We start from the raw sequence: 14732 nt of genomic DNA, 5'->3' as shown, positions 1-14732 counted from the left end.
GTATCCCACCAGGAAAATTGTTAAAACAAATGGCCTTCATCCAAGGATTTAACCGCCTATTGGACTCCTTCCCATGTGGGGTGATCAATTGCTCCGGTCTTGGCTTTATATATTTTTTCAACTGGATTACAATACTTTAAGTTCATCGTTTGGATCATTATACATTTACTTATATTGTAACGTTCCTAAAAATCGAAACTGCTTTGTTTCTTTTACGTTTCCATCATAGTCAAAGTTATAAAGTAAAATAACTGAATTCGCTTCCTGGTCCAGATGCTCACCGCAAATCCCGATAAATTCAGGAATTATTTTTTCATCATATGAAAAACTCTTAAGAATAACTCGCAAATCCCTCGATGGTTCATTGTGAAACTCTACTTCTCTAAAATCGTCATCGTAATATTCAATGTTAAAATCCTTCCCGAATTCCGAATTGACCAAATTCCCGTCTTCCGTATAACTTTGCATCACATAGTTTTCGAGTTCTTCAAACGAACTTAAGTTACCAATAAACAATGATACATATCCTTCCTTCTCCAAAGAATGTTCCTCCTTGGCTTTCCTGCTATTTGAAATAAATGCCAAAACAAAAAAAGGGCGATATGGGTCGCCCGGGGAATATAATTATTCAGAATCAGTGGTTTCCAGCAACACCCGTTTGAAATCCTCATACATATCAAACGCTTCTTTCAATACTTCCCTTAAATCATCGTAATTGCGGAATCCGGCTGCTCTGAAACGTTCGTCTGTACCATCCAATAACTGCTTTAACCAGTTCCATGGATCACCAATCAGTAACTCTCCATTCTTCCAAACTGCCCAGATAAACTCCAAAAGTGCATATCTGAGAGAAATATTGAATTTAAATTGAAAAGGAGGGTATTCCTCTACAATTTGAAAGAAATTTTCCCTTTTGTCATATCGGGCCGGATAACCTAATTCAGTAAATATCCTCAAAGCTTTATCATTATCATAATCAAATTCTTCGTCAAAGTCATATTTCGCAGAAATGTTTTTGTACCTGTTAATAAAATCAATCTTCTCCAATGCTACTCTGATCTCCGGTGGTAATTGCATTTCTGGTGAGACCTGCACGACTTATTCCTCCCTGAACCTTATTTCAATGCCATATTTACTTTTGGCCAAATCACAAGCAGTCTCTTGGCGGCTTTCCTTCTTTTGATTTACGCGCGAGATTTTTTTCATATGCCGACTAAGGAGTTTTATAACCAGCATCATCAGCAACAGCTGTTCGCTGAGTAACAGTTGTTTTGATCCGTTCATAAAGAGATGGAAAACCCCGGATATCATGGACATTACCTGCTCTACAATGGCTCCCGAGACAAAGCAATTCCGATCAAAGCCAGTATGAAAGGAATAAGTAAAAATTCGCTGTCGTTCATTTTTGACAAAATACCCGCTTTCCGGATCAGTTGTGCTTTCCTTAACCTCTTTAATTTCAATGTCCGTTTTGGGAGTCAATATCTTTTTTCCATAAACCAATCAATTCTGGATGATTTCATCCTCAAGTTGCTCTTGGTAGGTTCGGGCCTGCGCTCGAACCAGCTTCTTAACATATTTCTTTTTATTTGCATTGGCTTTCACATGTATTGAATCAATAAAGATGACTTCTGGATTGACAAAACCATGATTCATAGCTTCTTGTAAAATGTGATTAAAAATCATTTCAAATAGATCCGTGTCTTGAAAGCGAACGGACTTAATTCTTTCCGAACTGAAAAATGGGGGATTTTTTCTGTGAGTCCATAACCAAGAAACCAACGATAAGCCACATTGGTTTCAATCTCCTTAATGGTTTGGCTCATGGATCGAATGCCAAATAAATATTGGATCAATGCCATTTTAATTAAGAAGACTGATCAACACTGGGTCTCCCATTGTCAAGGCAATAATAGTCTTCAACAAGGTCATAGATAAAGTCAAAATCAAGCTGTCTTCAATCTTTCGAACCTAATGGTCCGCAGGTACTAAAAATCATCTAATGTGATGATCTCAAGTTGGTTTCGACTGCCTTTTCCATGTTTAGATAACAAAAGGAATCCCCCATTTTATAATTTTCTACTAATATGATTCGAAAAAAAGCTTGTCGACCTGTCTGCGGTAACAGACTTCGCCGACAAACTTCTGTATTTTAATCTACCAAGAAGTCATTACTCATAACGACTTCCTGCAAATAAAATTGTAGCAACAAAATTCCAATCAATACCCTCTGTGAAATCTTCGCTTGGGTCAGTAATTAGTCCATCCACATCTTCAACCCATGATGCGATCCCATTTAAATAATCTTCAAGGCTTGTATTTACCCAATCATTTGAGTTTTGTTTTAAATCTTTTACCAAAAGAGAAATAAACTTTATAAAATCATCCTTATTCTCAACCTTCTCTAACATATCCTGAATCCCCAATGTTAACTCCTCCTATTTAATAACTTGCGTCGAGCCATCTCCAATTTTTAGTACAACAGATTTACCGTCCACTTTTGTAGTGAATTTCCATGCATCTTTGTAAACCTCGTCTTTTGAAACCCATTGAACTGGAATCTCTTTAATACCTGCAAGTCTTGCTGCCGCTAGCCTTCTATGGTCTAGTGTCCATATGTTACCTTTTCCATCTTGCCAAACCCTTATAGGTGGAAGTTCAAATATCTTAGAAGGGTCTTGAGAGAATGTCTTGGCGTTATTCAGTACTGTATAATCACCGGTTTTATTACTACAGTACTCTGCATAAATCTGATATCTCTTGGGTTAAGTATTGCTTTACTGTTTGCAACGTTCTCATTTACCCCACCAAACTCATCTTCAATTCTCTTAATTCCTTCTTTACGCGCTTTAGCAAAATCAAATTTAAATTTCGTAGGTTTACCCGTCCCCTTACCCTCTCCTTTAGAAGGAAACTTCTGCAACCACGCACCGAATTCAGTATCTCCAACGGTTATTTTACCAAAACCAATGGTCGGGATTTTCATTCCCGATGCGTCTATACGCCTACCTCAAGTTTCGGGATCGGAATTTCATTGATTTTGGAAAGGATCGGGCCTGTATGGTTAGAAATGGACCAGCCCGTAAGTGCAAAGAATCCACCAAAGACGGTCGCAACAAACGTATTTCGGAGATTCACCTTCCCGGTCTTAAACCAATCAAAAAGAGATTGACCTGCCCCGCCGCCTGCTGCTCCACCCAGAATTTTGGGAAAGGCTTCTCTTAACAAGGAAATCCTTGAACCAAGCCAGGAAACAAAGCCCGATCCGGCAACACTTGAGGATACCCAGGAGCCGATAGCTCCCCCAATGCCTCCGGACAAACCTCCAAAAAACATATCTGAGAGCATTTCTGTTCCAAAAAAATCATTTCCTGAAAGCCAGGAAAAAAGACCACTGATGACAATACCGGCCAGAATCCCTTCTCCCAGCGTTTCTCCTGAGATTACGAGCGCACCAAGCACGAATTCGCTACCAAAAACAATCAAGAGCACAGCCGCAATGGCCAACACGATGATCCCGACCGTTAATCCAATGGTGACGATATTATCCTTAATCCAATTCCATGCAGAAGACAACCCATCTACAACGACTTTTGTGATCTGGCCACAGACCTTACATATCCAGTCCCATGATTCGGAACAGAATTCTTTTGTTTTATTCCAGGCAATGGAGACGGTTTCCTTCGTCCAATTCCATGCTTTTGTAAACCAATTCCCGGATCCGTGCTCTTTTTCCTCTTGGGAAGTTGAAGTGTCGGGAGTCTCTTTCGTTGGTGGCGGCCCTTGCTTGACCTTGTCAAAATGATCATTTACGTGAGGAATGTTAAAACTGTTCCCATCGGCTAAAGCTGAGCCGCCCCCCAAAATACCCACACAAACAAATGCTAATAGAAAAATACTAAATAATATTTTTTAATTAAATAATTTTCTCAAGTCTATCCCTCCATTCGTTTTGTATTTTTGTATGGTAATTTTTTATGTCAATAGTTAAATAGTAGAAAGTAGTTGTTCCTGCAGCACCATAATCATTGACAGTCGTCCAAAACGTAACCAACGATTGATTAGCCAGCATCAACATGGTTGTGCTTATCCATATTCATTGAAGCTTCAAGTTAATCGCAAACACTTTTGTGTTCCTGGCTTGCATAGCTGAATCTCCATGATAATGAGGTGGCATCTGATCCGGCTTGAATTGCTTGAAAACTTGCTTTTTTATGGAGACGCTCTGATTAAAAAGCGGAAAGTGTGTTAAGATAGACTCACAACTCCGTTCTCCATCCCCCGCTCATCGAACTGAGGCTTGAGAAACTGTCATCATTCGTTGTTCATTTATAATACCAGGAAACAAGCTAAACCTCTTTTAGCCAATCTCTTTGTCTGAGACAAATCATTCCCAAAACTTCCGGTCCAGTGTCCGGTACTGAATCGCCTCGGCGATATGTTCCATTTGAATCATTTCGTTACCGGCCAAGTCAGCAATGGTACGGGCCACCTTGAGGATGCGGTCATGAGCCCGGGCGCTTAAGCCAAGGGTGTCGAATGCTTGCTTCAGGATCTGACGGGAGGGAGCATCCAGCCGGCAATAGCGGCTTATATCGTCCGGGCTCATGCTGCTGTTGGAGATCCCTCCCCTCCCTTTGTACCGTTCCCGTTGAATCTCGCGCGCCTGGTTTACACGTTTGCGTATTTCTGCCGAGGATTCTCCTCTGACCGGGGATGACAACGTCTTATAATCCACTTTGGGCACTTCGATGTGAATGTCGATGCGGTCAAGCAGCGGACCGGAAATTTTGGAGCGGTACCGGCCCACCTGATGCGGTGTACAGGTGCAGGAGCGGTCTTCTTCATAACCAAAGTAACCGCAAGGACACGGATTCATCGAAGCCACCAGCATGAACTCCGCAGGAAATGTAAAGACAGCACGGGCCCGCCCAACGGTTACTTCGTGATCCTCCAGCGGTTGGCGCAGCACCTCCAGCGCAGACTTCGAAAACTCGGGCAACTCGTCCAGAAACAGCACACCGCGATGGGCAAGGCTGACTTCACCCGGTTTCGGAATTGCCCCACCCCCGACCAGCCCTGCCTGGGATATGGTATGGTGAGGAGAGCGAAAAGGGCGTTCCCGGATCAATCGGCCCCGGTCAGCCGTAAGTCCGGCAATACTGCAAATTTTGGTGACTTCCAATGCCTCCTGCAAGCTCATATTGGGTAAAATGGAGGGAATTCTGCGTGCCAGCATCGTTTTTCCCGATCCCGGCGGTCCGATGAGTAACAGATTATGACCTCCGGCCGCCGCCACTTCCATCGCCCGTTTCACATGGGCTTGTCCCTGCACATCGGCAAAATCATGCGGAAACGAACTTTCTTCCTGCTCCTTGGTTTGCGGTTGCCAATCCGGCTGCCACTCCCCGCGGAAAAATCGGATCGCCTGCTGCAACGATTCAACCGGCAGTACCCTCATGCCGTCGACCAAAGCCCCTTCCTCGCTGTTGTCCAGCGGCAACATCACTTGTTCGATTCCCGCTTCCTTCGCCGCCATCACCATCGGCAAAATGCCGTTGAGCGGCCTCAATGAACCGTCCAAGGCCAATTCACCGACGAGCAACATGCGATCCATGGAAACTTCCGGTTTTAACTGTTCACTGGCGATCAGCACACCAATGGCAATCGCCAGATCAAAACCTGAACCTTCTTTCTTTATATCTGCAGGAGCCAAATTCGTAGTAATCCGTTGCAACGGGAAGCTGACACCGCTGTTTTTTACGGCTGCCCGAACGCGGTCCCTCGCTTCCCTGACTGCCGAATCCGGCAATCCGACAATTTCAAAAGCCGGCAGACCGTTGCTTATGTCGACTTCCACTTCCACGATCAGTCCGTCAATGCCAAATACACTGGCACTTACCATTTTTGCGTACATCTTTATTCCCCCGGAAATATTTGGATACTTCCTTTTTTCGTGCTCTCTCGACAATCTCCTTCTGCTTTTCCGGGATTGTTCAGCACCATCTCCAAAGAAACCCTTGCAATCAGAATTTCCTGTGCTAAAATTATCTATCAATTAGAAAAATAGCAAAGGATGTAGTCATATGGGAAAAGTAAAAATTGAGGATATTATTATTGCCCATCAAACATTGAAAGAAGTGTTAAATAAAACACCTCTGGAGAAAAACACGTTACTCTCGGAGCAATATGGCTGCAATCTTTACCTGAAACGGGAAGATCAGCAAGTGATTCGCTCCTTTAAAATCCGCGGCGCTTATCATACGATTTGCCGCTTGTCCAGCGAGGAGCTGGGACGGGGCGTTGTCTGTGCCAGTGCAGGCAATCATGCACAAGGGGTGGCCTATTCCTGCCACATGCTGAAAATCAGGGGCAAAATATTTATGCCGACGACGACACCCAGACAGAAGATTTCCCAGGTTAAACATTACGGAGGTGAATATGTCGAGATCATTTTGACGGGAGACACCTTTGATGACTCTTTTAACCAGGCGGTCGCGTTCGCCACAGAGGAAAATATGGCCTTTATTCACCCGTTTGACGATTACCGGACGATTGTGGGGCAGGGCACGATCGGGATTGAAATTTTGAACGACATGAATCAGCCTCCCGATTATGTGTTTGTGGCGATAGGCGGTGGCGGACTTGCGGCGGGGGTCAGTTCCTACATAAAAAGCGTAAATCCGGATACAAAAGTGATCGGGGTCGAACCGGAAGGGGCCGCCGGAATGAAGCAATCCTTTGCAGCGGGCGAAGTGGTTCCGCTGGCACAGATCAACCCGTTCGTCGATGGGGCAGCCGTGCAAAAGGTCGGCAATTTAACTTTTAAAATTTGCCAGGAACATGTGGATGACATTGTCGCGGTCCCTGAAGGAAAGGTATGTAGCACCATCCTTCATCTTTACAACCGCCATGCGATTGTGGCAGAACCTGCGGGTGCATTATCCATTGCCGCACTCGATTTTTATAAAGATAAAATCCGGGGAAAAAACGTGGTCTGCATTGTCAGCGGTGGCAATAATGATATCGAACGCATGCAGGAGATCAAAGAACGCTCCTTGATCTATGAAGGGCTCAAGCATTATTTCATCATCAATTTTCCGCAGCGCGCCGGTGCATTACGCGAATTTTTAGATGATGTGCTGGGGGAGAACGATGATATTACCCGCTTTGAGTACACGAAGAAAAATAACAAAGATAACGGCCCGGCCCTGGTGGGAATCGAATTGAAACATCGGGAAGATTATGCCCCTTTGATTGAACGGATGAATAACAAGGGAATCTCCTATCTGGAGATCAATAAAGACGAACAATTGTTCCACCTGTTGATCTGAAAAAGAGCACCTCAAACGCAGAGGTGCTTCAGCTTGTTTCCTTCTTGCCGCTTGTTCCCGGCTCCTTCGTCGCAAAAATTCCGGCAGAAAAACACCCATCCTCTTCACCAGAGTACGGCGTTTCCGATTTCCGCCCGCTTTCCGAATTGGAAGTGATTCTGTCATGAGCGCCGGTTGCGGTTGATTCTGATCTTCCTCGGCTCTTTTCCCGGAACTTTTGGAACCGTGATCATCAAGACGCCGTTTTCATAATCGGCCGTGATGTGATCGAGATTGGCATCTTCCGGAAGTGTCACCGTCCGGTGGAAAGAACCGTATCTTCGTTCGGAGATGTACATTCGTTCGCCTTGTTTTCTCTCTTCCTGTGTACGTTCCCCTTTAATCGTCAGTTGACGTCCATGTACTTCAATCTCAACGTCCTTTTCCTCAATTCCGGGCATTTCCGCCTCAATTTGATATTGGTTCCCGTCATCTTTCATATTGATCGCCGGCATCATCGCCATGGGATGCGTCCAGGCAGGGTTCTCAAAAAAGCGTTCAAACGCCCGGTTTATTTCGGAATGGATCTGTGCCAACGGATAAGCGAACGGATCGGGGAAACCTCCACGGTCTCCGTAGCGCTCAAGTTTTCCCATCCTTTTTCCCTCCTTACATCCTTGATCTTCTCTATATTCATAGTGTGCAATTTCTGTAAAAAAGTTATTCCCAAAAAAGGGATTAAACAAAAACAAACATCACCTTTCGGGGCGAGGGAAGAAAAACCAAATCAATTCAGGAGCGGAGACCAGCAGGAACCCGGGAGAGTCAGGTGAGCGCCGTCATGCTGCGGCAAAACACTTTCACAAAAAAAGACAACCTCTCCTGCCGGAAAAGAGGTTGTCTTCCTTCAAAAAGCTCCTTCAATATGATCGATTTGCAGCGGCAACAACTCCCGGTTCAACAGGACGGAGACGACGTCAAAACGCACCGGCATGTGCCCCAGCTGCTTCCGTTGAATGTACTGAATGGCCAAACGCCGCACTTTCTGTTGCTTGCGCACATCTACCGACTGAAAACCGTAACCGTATTTTCCGCCACAAGTCGTGCGAACTTCCACGATCACCAATTGTCCGTCCTTTTGCGTGATCAAATCCAATTCCCCAAGGCGGCTGGCCCAATTGCGCTCCACAATCTCATATCCTTTATCCCGCAACATGTCCGCAGCCAGCTTTTCCCCCATCCGCCCTACTTCCTTGCGCCGGTCTTTCATCTTTCCTCCCCGGCCATGGCCAGCGTCATCTCATTTTCCGTAAACCATTCACGAACCGGGGCAAAACTGCGGCGATGTAACGGAGTCGGTCCCCATTTCCTGAGTGCCTCCAGATGCTCCGGGGTTCCATACCCCATGTTTTGGTCAAAACCGTATTCCGGATATTTTCGGGCCGCTTCAATCATCCATTCATCCCTGGTCGTTTTGGCAATGACGGAGGCGGCGGCAATCGAATGGCTGAGAGCGTCTCCCTTGACAATTCTCTGCTGATTGATGGAAATGCTGGGAATGGTCACGGCATCGGCCAAAATTATTTCCGGCACCGGTTCCAATTGCCGAATCGCCGTCCGCATCGCTTCATATGTCGCCTGCAAAATATTATGCCGGTCTATGTACGCGACATCGACCAACCCGATGCCGATTGCAATCGCTTTCTGCTCGATCCGTTGTTTTAACACATTTCGTTCTTTTGCCGTCAGCTGTTTTGAATCATTTAAACCTTCCACGGGAAAATCGGCCGGCAAAATCACGGCAGCGGCAACAACCGGACCAGCCAACGGTCCCCTGCCCGCTTCATCCACCCCGGCAATCCATTTTATCCCCCGGGCGCGGCATTCGCGCTCATATTTCCACATCGCATCCAACCGTGCGCGTTCTTTTTCTCTTCGTTCTTGTTCTTTTATGTAGGAACGAGCGAGTTGACGCACACCCGCCCGTGAATCTTGCAACAGGGCTTCAAGCTCCGCTCCGGAAATCGTCTCTTGGGATTTCAGCCAAGCCTTAATCTCCGCTATCGTTCCCTTCATCCGTTTCCTCCTTTTTCTGCAGGTCTTCCGGCAACTCCAACGTAATCTGCCCAAGCCGTCCCGAACGCAGGTCATTCAGGAGAATCTCCGCTACTTTTTCATAGTCGATCTCTCCTCCGCGAATCAGACAACCCCGTTTCCTTCCGATCATCTCCATCAGTTGGACGCCATCCGCAGCGGAAACTTCGTTCAGGTTATAACGTTTGCGCAGTGCTTCCGGATAACGCTCTTTTAAAAAGCGGATGGTATAAAGTGCGACATCTTCCAGAGGCAAGATCTCCTCTTTGATCGCACCGCTGGCGGCCAGGCGGTAACCCACTTCGGGATCATCGAACTTGGGCCACAAAATCCCCGGGGTATCGAGTAATTCCAAGGTTTTTCCCACCCGAATCCATTGTTGCGCCTTGGTTACTCCGGGGCGGTCGCCCGTCACCGTCGCAGTTCGCCTGGCCAGACGATTAATCAGCGAAGATTTGCCGACATTGGGAATCCCCACCACCATCGCACGAAATTTTCGCGACTGAATTCCTTTTTTCTCCCTCTGCGCAAACAGGGGCGCCAGCAGACGCTCACTGGCGGGAATGATTTGCTTCACCCCTTTTCCCGTCTGTGCGTCAATCGGCAAAACAGTCAAACCCCGCTCCCGAAAATAATCGATCCAGCGCCCGGTCGCCTTCTCATCCGCCAAATCGCTTTTTGTGAACAGAATTAGCCGCGGTTTTTGTTTGAGAATCTCATCCATCATCGGGTTTCGGCTCGAGAGAGGCAAGCGGCCGTCCAATAATTCGAAGACGATATCCACCAGCTTCAATTTTTCTTCCACTTGCCTGCGCGCTTTCGCCATATGCCCCGGAAACCATTGAATCGTCAACTGTCAGTCACCTTCTTCATTCTACAGACCCGATATTCCCGCTGCATGAACCAGGTTTTCGTAAAGGAGAAAAGAGCTTGATATCACAATCCGGAGCGGATGGTTTCAAGCTCTTTCTGCAGCAGTCTGTTATTTGATTTTTACCATAAAAACTGGATGTGATCAAATGGATAGTAAACAAACTCCGCCCGACCGACGATCTTCGAGATCGGAACAGGGCCGATATCCCTGCTGTCCTTGCTGTTGATGCGATTGTCTCCCATCACAAACACATCGCCGGGAGGCACTTTTACCTGATCAAAATCAAGTGTCCGGTTATCTTCGGATATGTAGGGTTCATTGATCATTTTGCCGTTAATGAAAATTTTATTGTTCTTTGCCTCGATTGTCTCTCCTGGCAGGGCGATCACGCGTTTGATAAAATCCTGCTGTTCCGGGGCGTGAAACACAACCACCTCACCCCGGTGCGGTTCACGAAAGTCGTAGATCAATTTATCCACCATCACCAAATCGCCCGTAAACAAGGTATCCTGCATGGAAGGGCCGGAAACATTAAACGGTTCAAACACAAACATGCGAATGAGAACGGCTAAAATCAGCGCCAGCAAAATTGCTTTTGCCCAATCCAATATTTTCTTTTTGCCGTTTTTCTGATCCGGTTGCAGGGACTGTTCTGAACGAGGGACAAATTCATCCATTTGCTTCCCTCCACTTGGCAGAAACATAGATAGATGCGAAGAAAGGGCTTGAACCCGTCCAAGCCCTTCAAACCCAATGGTATATTAGTGAATTTCCTTAATGCGCGCTGCTTTACCGCGAAGTTTACGCAGATAGTACAGTTTCGCACGGCGAACTTTACCGCGGCGGATCACTTCGATTTTTTCAATGCGCGGCGAATGCAACGGGAATGTACGTTCAACCCCTACACCATAGGAAATCTTGCGCACGGTAAACGTCTCGGAAATGCCCCCGCCACGACGTTGGATCACAACGCCTTCAAATACCTGAATACGTTCGCGTTGTCCCTCTTTTACTCTCACGTGCACACGAAGAGTGTCCCCGGCACGGAATTGGGGGATATCTTTTTTCAATTGTTCTTCCGTAATTTCACGAATGATCGGACGCATGCCTCACAAACCCCCTTTCTCATCAAGAATCTTCAACTCCGCATTTCTCCGCACTTCACGGGCGGATAGACGGAGAATATTGTAACACACGACCTGATTGAATACAATTACTGTTCATGGGAATACTTACGCTCCAATTCCCGCAAAAATGCGCGATCCTCTTCCGTCAGAGCCGCCGTTCTCAACAGATCCGGCCGCCGCTGCCATGTGCGAAGCAAGGATTGCTCACGCCGCCATTGTTCAATCCGGGCATGATGGCCGGATAACAGAACATCCGGTACTTTCATTCCCCGAAATTCAGGCGGGCGGGTATATTGCGGATATTCGAGCAAACCGCTGGAAAAGGAATCATCCACAGCCGAGGATTCATTGCCCAGCACACCGGAAATCAAGCGGCTGACGCTGTCCATGAGCACCATGGCCGGCAATTCGCCGCCAGTCAGAACATAATCGCCAATCGAGATCTCATCCGTCACCAGGTGTTGGCGGATCCGCTCATCATAACCTTCGTAATGGCCGCAGAGCAGAACGAGATGAGAATGGCGTGCCAGCTCCTCCGCCTTTGCCTGGGTGAAAGGCACACCCTGTGGCGACATCAGGATTACAGGTGGACGTTCATCAACTTGTGCGAGAATATCATCAACGGCAGCAAACAGCGGTTCCGGCTTCAACACCATCCCCCCGCCGCCCCCGTAAGGGGTATCATCAACCGTGCGGTGTTTATCGGTTGCATATTCCCGGAAGTTGATGAGATTGGTTGCGATCAATCCTTTTTCATGTGCTCGTTTGATGATGCTCGATTGCAAGAAGCCGGTAAACATCTCCGGAAAAAGGGTGAGCACGTCAAAACGGATCTTTGCCACATTAATCCAATCCTTCCATCCACTGAATAGTAATCTGTTGCCGCTGGAGGTCTACATCCTTCACGATCGGCTCAATATAGGGGAGCAAAATCTCCTTATCCTGATCATCAGAACGAACAACCCACACATCGTTGGCCGGCAGAGGCAAAATTTCTTTAACCTTGCCGATCTTCCTGCCTTCCGTGGTGATTACCTCACATCCGATGATCTGGTGAAAGTAGAACTCGCCTTCCTCTTCGTTGAGCGGAGCCAAGTCCTCTTTTGGAACGACCAGCCGGCTGTTTTTGTAAACTTCAGCCTCGTTAATGCTGTTCCACTCCTGAAACTTCACCAGCAGTGCGGATTTATGCGGACGGCTTTTTTCCACAGTCAGCGGCAAAGGCTCATTAAGATCAGACCGGAGGAGCAACAGCCGATTCCCTGGAGCAAAACGCAGCTCGGGAAAGTCGGTATCGCACAGAACGCGAACTTCACCGCGAATACCGTGGGTTCCGACGATACGGCCCACATTCAAGTACCCGGAGCCGAAATCCCCGCCTTTTCTGTGATTCAAACGATTTTCACCCATACGCGTTGCTTCTCCTTCCATGCTGTTGCCCTTACAACCGTGCGAATCGCTCTGATCACCCGGCCTTGTCGCCCGATCACTTTACCCAAATCCTCTTTCGCCACCGACAGCTCGTAAACGATGCCGTCTTCGGTTGTTCGTTCACTGACGTTTACTTGCTTCGGATTATCCACCAGCGCCGTCACCATGTATTCAATCAGTTCTTTCATCGCTTATAATCCTCCAGGGTATGCCCAGAAGTCTTATTTTTGATGTTTTTGCTCATGCACTTTTTGCAAAATGCCTTCCTGGCGGAACAAGCTGCGTACCGTATCGGAAGGTTGTGCACCGTTAGCGAGCCATTTCAGGGCTTTTTCCTCGTCAATTTTCACCGTGGCCGGTTGAGTTGTCGGATTGTAGTATCCGATCTCATCAATGGAACGGCCATCGCGCGGTGCACGAGAGTCAGCCACAACGACGCGGTAAAACGGGGCTTTTTTTGCTCCCATGCGTCTTAAACGGATTTTCACTGCCATCTTTTTTCACCTCCTGCACAAGGTTTCATCTATTGCATAAACGGAAAACGGAAGCCTCGTTTTTTCCTTTTTCCGCCTTTGCTCATCTGCGAAAATTGTTTCATCATTTTTTTCATGTCATTAAATTGCTTCAACAGGCGGTTGACATCCTGAACCGTCGTGCCGCTGCCGTTGGCAATCCGTTTTCGCCGGCTGGCATTGATGATTTCAGGATTCTCTTTTTCCTGCGGGGTCATCGAGCGGATAATCGCTTCGACCCTGGAAAGCTGCTTCTCATCGACTTGCAGGTTTTTCAACCCTTTGATCTGGCCGGCTCCCGGCAGCATGGCAAGCATGTCTTCCAGCGGGCCCATCTTGCGAACCTGCTGCAGCTGATCCAAAAAATCGTCAAACGTAAATGAGAGCGTGCGCATCTTTCGTTCAAGCTCTTTTGCTTTCTCAGCATCAACTGCTGCCTGCGCTTTTTCAATCAGGGTGAGCACGTCGCCCATGCCCAGGATGCGGGAAGCCATGCGATCCGGATAAAAAGGTTCAAGGGCATCGGTTTTTTCGCCCAAGCCGACAAATTTGATCGGGCACTGGGTAACCGCTTTGACGGAAAGGGCTGCACCCCCGCGAGTATCACCGTCCAACTTGGTCAAAACCACCCCGGTGAGCCCCAGTTCGCTGTGGAACGTTTCTGCCACATTGACGGCATCCTGACCGGTCATCGCATCGACGACCAGCAAAATCTCATCGGGCTCCACCTGCTCACGAATCCGCTTCAACTCGTCCATCATTTCCTGATCGACGTGAAGGCGGCCCGCAGTGTCGATGATTACGTAATCCAAATTTTCTTCTTTCGCCTTGGCGACACCGCGCTGTGCGATGACAACGGGATCCTCTTTATCCCCAAGGGAAAAAACGGGTGTATTTAAATCCGCGCCCAAAATTTCCAACTGCCTGATCGCCGCAGGGCGGTAGACGTCTGCAGCCACCAGGAGAGCGCGGCGGTTTTGCTTTTGCAGATAACGTACCAATTTGCCAGAAGTGGTCGTTTTACCGGCACCTTGGAGACCGACCATCATGATCTTCGTCGGCGGCTTTGCGGATTGAACCAGTTTGCTTTGTTCCCCGCCCATCAGCGCAGTCAACTCTTCATTGACCACCTTGATGACTTGCTGTCCGGGGGTTAAGCTTTTCAGCACTTCCTGTCCGATCGCCCGTTCTTTGACGCGGTCGATGAAACTTTTGACAACTTTAAAGTTGACATCTGCTTCCAACAGCGCCAGACGGACTTCCCGCATCGCTTCTTTCAAATCCGCTTCCGTCACTTTTCCTTTGCCGCGCAACTTGCGCATGACCGATTGCAGTCTCTCTGACAATCCTTCAAATGCCATGGGTGCCCCCTCCTCACAAG

The 14732-nt window shown here is 47.5% G+C and carries 18 protein-coding genes and 1 pseudogene; 1 reads left to right on the top strand and 18 read right to left on the bottom strand.

Translation table 11 applies throughout. From position 1 onward, the window contains the following. Window positions 1-165: 165 nt before the first annotated feature. The 7 genes and pseudogenes from I8U19_RS08710 to I8U19_RS08670 all read right to left on the bottom strand — a co-directional run bounded on the left by I8U19_RS08710 (window position 166) and on the right by I8U19_RS08670 (window position 5917). Entirely contained in the window at window positions 166-540 is a 375-nt protein-coding gene (locus tag I8U19_RS08710) for an immunity 22 family protein (RefSeq protein WP_198055705.1), read from the bottom strand. 84 nt (window positions 541-624) lie between these two features. Next, window positions 625-1095 carry a hypothetical protein gene (locus I8U19_RS08705; RefSeq protein WP_198055704.1) on the bottom strand — a complete coding sequence of 157 codons (471 nt, stop codon included), beginning with the start codon at window positions 1093-1095 and terminating at the stop codon, window positions 625-627. A 121-nt stretch (window positions 1096-1216) separates the two neighbouring features. Beyond that, a pseudogene (locus tag I8U19_RS17260) lies at window positions 1217-2054 on the bottom strand (transposase); the annotation flags it as partial. Window positions 2055-2171: 117 nt separating this feature from the next. Then, window positions 2172-2426, bottom strand: a complete 255-nt coding sequence (locus I8U19_RS08685) for a DUF7660 family protein (protein WP_181735452.1) — start codon at window positions 2424-2426, stop codon at window positions 2172-2174. A 275-nt stretch (window positions 2427-2701) separates the two neighbouring features. Continuing rightward, the gene (locus tag I8U19_RS08680) at window positions 2702-2986 is read right to left on the bottom strand and encodes a hypothetical protein (protein WP_198055702.1); all 285 of its coding nucleotides are present in this window, start codon (window positions 2984-2986) and stop codon (window positions 2702-2704) included. 11 nt (window positions 2987-2997) lie between these two features. Further along, window positions 2998-3873, bottom strand: coding sequence for a hypothetical protein (locus I8U19_RS08675; RefSeq protein WP_198055701.1), 876 nt, complete (start codon window positions 3871-3873; stop codon window positions 2998-3000). A gap of 514 nt (window positions 3874-4387) precedes the next feature. Next, entirely contained in the window at window positions 4388-5917 is a 1530-nt protein-coding gene (locus I8U19_RS08670) for a YifB family Mg chelatase-like AAA ATPase (RefSeq protein WP_198055700.1), read from the bottom strand. A 169-nt stretch (window positions 5918-6086) separates the two neighbouring features. Here I8U19_RS08670 and ilvA point away from each other — a divergent pair, with 169 nt between their 5' ends. Next, window positions 6087-7334: a threonine ammonia-lyase IlvA gene (ilvA, locus tag I8U19_RS08665; RefSeq protein ID WP_198055699.1), complete on the top strand. Its 1248-nt coding sequence runs from the start codon at window positions 6087-6089 to the stop codon at window positions 7332-7334. A gap of 161 nt (window positions 7335-7495) precedes the next feature. Here ilvA and I8U19_RS08660 read toward each other — a convergent pair whose 3' ends face one another. The 11 genes from I8U19_RS08660 to ffh all read right to left on the bottom strand — a co-directional run bounded on the left by I8U19_RS08660 (window position 7496) and on the right by ffh (window position 14712). Next, the gene (locus I8U19_RS08660; RefSeq protein ID WP_198055698.1) at window positions 7496-7969 is read right to left on the bottom strand and encodes an Hsp20/alpha crystallin family protein; all 474 of its coding nucleotides are present in this window, start codon (window positions 7967-7969) and stop codon (window positions 7496-7498) included. Window positions 7970-8220: 251 nt separating this feature from the next. Further along, window positions 8221-8583 (bottom strand): YraN family protein, encoded by a 363-nt coding sequence (locus I8U19_RS08655; protein ID WP_033099748.1) that lies wholly within the window; start codon window positions 8581-8583, stop codon window positions 8221-8223. Next, window positions 8580-9389 (bottom strand): ribonuclease HII, encoded by an 810-nt coding sequence (locus tag I8U19_RS08650; RefSeq protein WP_198055697.1) that lies wholly within the window; start codon window positions 9387-9389, stop codon window positions 8580-8582. The genes I8U19_RS08655 and I8U19_RS08650 overlap by 4 nt, the downstream gene beginning before the upstream one ends. Further along, a complete protein-coding gene (gene ylqF / locus I8U19_RS08645) occupies window positions 9364-10260 on the bottom strand; it encodes a ribosome biogenesis GTPase YlqF (protein WP_198055696.1) in 897 nt (298 codons plus the stop codon). Before ylqF ends, I8U19_RS08650 begins: the two co-directional genes overlap by 26 nt. A gap of 140 nt (window positions 10261-10400) precedes the next feature. Next, complete coding sequence (gene lepB, locus I8U19_RS08640; protein WP_198055695.1) at window positions 10401-10958, bottom strand: signal peptidase I; 558 nt, start codon at window positions 10956-10958, stop codon at window positions 10401-10403. An 84-nt stretch (window positions 10959-11042) separates the two neighbouring features. Beyond that, the gene (gene rplS, locus I8U19_RS08635; protein ID WP_033099751.1) at window positions 11043-11387 is read right to left on the bottom strand and encodes a 50S ribosomal protein L19; all 345 of its coding nucleotides are present in this window, start codon (window positions 11385-11387) and stop codon (window positions 11043-11045) included. Between the two features lie 107 nt (window positions 11388-11494). Beyond that, window positions 11495-12241: a tRNA (guanosine(37)-N1)-methyltransferase TrmD gene (gene trmD, locus I8U19_RS08630; protein WP_033099781.1), complete on the bottom strand. Its 747-nt coding sequence runs from the start codon at window positions 12239-12241 to the stop codon at window positions 11495-11497. Between the two features lie 10 nt (window positions 12242-12251). Next, the gene (gene rimM / locus I8U19_RS08625; protein WP_052153968.1) at window positions 12252-12818 is read right to left on the bottom strand and encodes a ribosome maturation factor RimM; all 567 of its coding nucleotides are present in this window, start codon (window positions 12816-12818) and stop codon (window positions 12252-12254) included. After that, complete coding sequence (locus I8U19_RS08620; RefSeq protein WP_198055694.1) at window positions 12800-13027, bottom strand: KH domain-containing protein; 228 nt, start codon at window positions 13025-13027, stop codon at window positions 12800-12802. Before I8U19_RS08620 ends, rimM begins: the two co-directional genes overlap by 19 nt. Before the next feature lie 33 nt (window positions 13028-13060). Further along, window positions 13061-13333 (bottom strand): 30S ribosomal protein S16, encoded by a 273-nt coding sequence (rpsP, locus tag I8U19_RS08615; RefSeq protein ID WP_033099753.1) that lies wholly within the window; start codon window positions 13331-13333, stop codon window positions 13061-13063. Between the two features lie 29 nt (window positions 13334-13362). Next, a complete protein-coding gene (gene ffh, locus I8U19_RS08610; RefSeq protein WP_198055693.1) occupies window positions 13363-14712 on the bottom strand; it encodes a signal recognition particle protein in 1350 nt (449 codons plus the stop codon). Window positions 14713-14732: the final 20 nt, after the last annotated feature.

Source organism: Thermoactinomyces sp. CICC 10523, assembly GCF_016055105.1.
In the GTDB taxonomy this organism is placed as follows: domain Bacteria; phylum Bacillota; class Bacilli; order Thermoactinomycetales; family Thermoactinomycetaceae; genus Thermoactinomyces_A; species Thermoactinomyces_A daqus.
This window is presented reverse-complemented; position numbering and strand designations above follow the sequence as displayed.

Coding starts and splice junctions, on each gene's coding strand:
- I8U19_RS08655 (WP_033099748.1), bottom strand. CDS start 8,583: ATGAAAGACCGGCGCAAGGAAGTAGGGCGGATGGGGGAAAAGCTGGCT.
- I8U19_RS08620 (WP_198055694.1), bottom strand. CDS start 13,027: ATGAAAGAACTGATTGAATACATGGTGACGGCGCTGGTGGATAATCCG.
- ffh (WP_198055693.1), bottom strand. CDS start 14,712: ATGGCATTTGAAGGATTGTCAGAGAGACTGCAATCGGTCATGCGCAAG.
- I8U19_RS08660 (WP_198055698.1), bottom strand. CDS start 7,969: ATGGGAAAACTTGAGCGCTACGGAGACCGTGGAGGTTTCCCCGATCCG.
- rplS (WP_033099751.1), bottom strand. CDS start 11,387: ATGCGTCCGATCATTCGTGAAATTACGGAAGAACAATTGAAAAAAGAT.
- ilvA (WP_198055699.1), top strand. CDS start 6,087: ATGGGAAAAGTAAAAATTGAGGATATTATTATTGCCCATCAAACATTG.
- rimM (WP_052153968.1), bottom strand. CDS start 12,818: ATGGGTGAAAATCGTTTGAATCACAGAAAAGGCGGGGATTTCGGCTCC.
- rpsP (WP_033099753.1), bottom strand. CDS start 13,333: ATGGCAGTGAAAATCCGTTTAAGACGCATGGGAGCAAAAAAAGCCCCG.
- lepB (WP_198055695.1), bottom strand. CDS start 10,958: ATGGATGAATTTGTCCCTCGTTCAGAACAGTCCCTGCAACCGGATCAG.
- I8U19_RS08670 (WP_198055700.1), bottom strand. CDS start 5,917: ATGTACGCAAAAATGGTAAGTGCCAGTGTATTTGGCATTGACGGACTG.
- I8U19_RS08680 (WP_198055702.1), bottom strand. CDS start 2,986: ATGAAAATCCCGACCATTGGTTTTGGTAAAATAACCGTTGGAGATACT.
- I8U19_RS08650 (WP_198055697.1), bottom strand. CDS start 9,389: ATGAAGGGAACGATAGCGGAGATTAAGGCTTGGCTGAAATCCCAAGAG.